We start from the raw sequence: 2,195 nt of genomic DNA on the forward strand, positions 1-2,195 counted from the left end.
ATACTGGAGCGGCCTATGCTACATATAAATTAGAAAATAAAAGTTTTAAAACCTTTCAAGGAAAAATCACATTAGATTCGAAATGGTTAAAAGGTGACTATGGAAAAACTACTGTGGCTTTCTACGCGGATGATCGATTGCTTTATGAAAAAGCTCTAACAAATACTAATCCAAGCGCTAGTTTAAAAGTAGCGTTGCCCAAAAATATTGAGTATTTCTATATCTTTGTAAGACAACAAGCTGGGAGCAAAGGGACGCATGGGGCAATTGTACAAGAAGGTAAATTTCTAACTTCAGGTTCTTATTTAAATACTCCAGAAACAGCTTACGATTCAGCTTTAACTGTTAAAGCAACTGGAACTAGCTACTATTACGCTGATACACTTAATTCTTCTACTGGCTTTAAAGATATTAAAGGAAATTTAATAACCGACGGAATTACATTTTCAAGATCATCTGGAGGAGGAGACTATGCTGCTTTTGATATTAAAGATGCAGGTTACACACAATTTGAAACAAAGCTATCGTTAGATGCAGATTATGTGAAAGGAAACTATGGACGAACCATTGTGGGAATCTACGCTGATGATTACTTACTGTATGAAAAAGAGCTTACCTCTCAAACAGATGTTCAAACAGTGAAAACAAATATTCCAAAAGGAACCACTCAACTCACATTAGTAACTAGACAATTAGGAGGTTCCAAAGGTGTCCATAGGGTAGTCTTTATTAATCCAGTTTTTAAAGCGGTAGGAACGCCTGTTACGGTTCCTTACACAATCTCTCCTATGACTGTAACTGGTGACAGCAGCTACTATTTTAAAGAGGGAAGCCTATACAGCACAAGCGAAAGTACAATCCCACAGTACTCTAATGGTTCCCTGGCTACCACTAGTATGATATTTGAGCAAGATCATAGCGGGCAAATATACGCTAGTTATAATATGAGTGATACTGACGTTAACTTCTTTAAAGCAAAGTTATCTGTAGACGGTCGGTATATTAACGGAGATTATGGTACTTCTGTAATTACAATTTATGCAAATGACCAAATAATCTACTCCAATACCTTAACTAAGAAAACGGGCGTCATAGATCTTAATTTAAAATTACCGTCTAACTTAAATACATTTGAAATTGTTACAGATCAAAAAGCCGGTACTAAAGGCGATTTACGTGTTACTCTTGGGAACCCAGTATTTCAGAAAATGCCTGCTTCAGCCAACTTAACTGCTAAACAAATTTCAGTTGTCAATAACTACAATAAAGCTGATACAATTACGGTTAAATCGCTGTCAAAAGGCGACAAAGTAAAAGTATATAATACTAAAGGACAGCTACTAGCTACTTCGGCTGCTGCCCCTAAAGATTCTGTTACTGTATCTATTAATCAATTAGGCACTGGAAAAGGTACGGTTTTAGTGTCTAGAATTACAGGCAGTAAGTTAGAAAGTGATAAAACATCCGCAGCATATGGAGCTGAAGTGAAGCCAGCCGTTTCTTCTGCAGTTGCAGCAAAAAATGTAACAGTAGTGAATAACCGTGGCAAAGATGATGTAATTACCGTAAAAGGGTTAATTAAAAATGATACAGTCAAAGTATATGATAGTAAAGGCAAGCTTTTAGCTATTTCAAAACCAGCTGCTAAAGATAGCGTAGTTATTTATGTTAAACAACTAGGATCAGCTAAAGGTACTGTATTAGTATCCCGTACATCTACAAACAAACTAGAAAGCAGCAAAACTTCTGTTAATTACACTGCAGAACCATCAGTTTCTACCAAGTTAGTAAGCAGTCAAGTTAAGGTCATCAATAACCGCAATAAAAATGACATCGTCACTGTAAACAAACTGGCTAAAGGCGAAAAAGTAAAAGTATATAATGCAAAAGGACAGTTACTGGCTACTTCCGGTGCAGCCGCTAAAGATACTGTGACCGTTTCTATTAAACAATTAGGAACAGGTAAAGGTACAATATTAGTATCACGGATTAGTCCAAGTAAACTAGAAAGTGATAAAATATCTGTTAACTACAACGCAGAATAAAACTAATAGAAAGACGTTTCCTTATAGGTGACGTCTTTTTATTGTACCTTTTCGTTATTTTAAGATTCACTTTCTCCTTTACATAGAGATCCTTTCGACCGCCTAACTCACCTTTTTTCGTCCACCAAAAGTATTTCCAATAAAAAAAGA

The 2,195-nt window shown here is 35.9% G+C and carries 1 protein-coding gene; it reads left to right on the top strand.

The window, feature by feature from the left end; all coding sequences use genetic code 11:
- Positions 1 to 2,045: NPCBM/NEW2 domain-containing protein (locus tag RB298_RS00005; protein ID WP_486045116.1), on the top strand; the 2,045-nt coding region annotated here is incomplete at its 5' end.
- Positions 2,046 to 2,195 lie beyond the last annotated feature (150 nt).

The organism is Priestia sp. BR_2, from assembly GCF_041954005.1.
In the GTDB taxonomy this organism is placed as follows: domain Bacteria; phylum Bacillota; class Bacilli; order Paenibacillales; family Paenibacillaceae; genus Paenibacillus_AQ; species Paenibacillus_AQ lautus_A.